This window comes from Mesorhizobium sp. M0052, assembly GCF_040323255.1.
Classification (GTDB): domain Bacteria; phylum Pseudomonadota; class Alphaproteobacteria; order Rhizobiales; family Rhizobiaceae; genus Mesorhizobium.
In genome coordinates, this window is sequence record NZ_JAMYUS010000060.1 from 1 (window position 1) to 1,200 (window position 1,200).

Sequence of the window (1,200 nt, forward strand, 5' to 3'; positions counted from 1 at the left end):
CGCTTCGCCAGCGCCCTCAGGCTCTCTTGACTATGCTGTATCGCTCGACGGATCGCCTCTGTCGTCGTGGCGCTCCCATGAAGAATCTGGCCCATAGCGCATCCTTTGATTCGGACGAAAAGATCAAAGCCTGGGATCAAACATTTAGATCGGAACTCCGGGAATGTGAATCCCTGTTTGTTCACTGTCGCCCCATTGGGCAACCTGCACGGTTCGCCCGAAACCGTGCAGGCAGCAAAGGTGGCTTAACGCACCACTCTGAAGCCACTCGACTCCAGCGACGCTAGTGCCGTCTCTGCAAAGGTCGCGCAATTGTCCAAAGGATCATTGTTTTCATAGAGCGTGGCTTGATAGGCTGCTGCTATGCCTTCAAAAATGGCAGTTAGAACTTGGTCGCGGCCTCTGGGGGCGTCAGCGGCCGGTTCAACAGTCATCTTTGGTGTTTCTGGGTGTCTGCCTTCCATGAGGAAGTTGAGGAGCGCCGACACGAGCCACTCGGCGCTGTCCCTGTCCAGCTCGAGGAAGGTTGTGTCGTCGTCATCGGTCACCAGTTCCAGTGCGCCTCGCAACGGATTCCGCGATACCACCGTCACGTCACTATCCTGATATTCGACAATTTTGGTCATCACTTTGCTCCATGTTTTTAGTGGCCGCAACGCCGCCATGGGCGCGGAAGCCGGATTGTTGTTGTTTGGAGTTGTGTTTGGGCAGCCGTGCTGCTCGTTGTCTACGACGTAAGGGCTCCCCCATCGTCGGTTATCACGCGGCTTGATTTCCAAAGGTGCCCCGGGCCGCTTCTCTCAAGGCACGCAGTGAAGGTACCTAACCCGCTCGGCCAGTCAAGAGGGCGGAGGGGGCAAGCCATGCGGCTGGCGCCAACCGCTAGCTAGGCTGCCTCGTTATTCCCACCCTTGGAACATTGTAGCCTCGAACACTTCGGGCGTTGCACTGCCCCATCAGTGCACGTTCTCTTGTTCTGTTGGAACTGGCCGGCTGCCGAAAGAAGGCCGGCTTTTTTGTATATAAGCGGACCTGAAATTGAACTGACCCCATAAAGTTGGACGGTTCATTGAGTTGGCAGGTTTAAGGGCTGGTTCCTGTATTGCACAGGGGCCAGCCCTTTCAGTTTCAGTTTGATGCGGCGGTGGTTGTAATAGTCGATGTAGTCCGTGATGGCGTCGTCCAGGCTTTGAACGGTGT

2 protein-coding genes and 1 pseudogene are annotated in these 1,200 nt (G+C 55.9%); all 3 read right to left on the reverse strand.

All coding sequences use genetic code 11. The annotated features are described in order from the left end of the window. Positions 1-95 (reverse strand): annotated as a pseudogene (locus NKJ77_RS32320) (IS481 family transposase); the annotation flags it as partial. Positions 96-245: 150 nt separating this feature from the next. After that, the gene (locus tag NKJ77_RS32325; protein WP_352536385.1) at positions 246-626 is read right to left on the reverse strand and encodes a hypothetical protein; all 381 of its coding nucleotides are present in this window, start codon (positions 624-626) and stop codon (positions 246-248) included. A gap of 440 nt (positions 627-1,066) precedes the next feature. Then, on the reverse strand, positions 1,067-1,200 hold a 134-nt coding region (locus NKJ77_RS32330; RefSeq protein ID WP_352536386.1), incomplete at its 5' end, for an IS3 family transposase.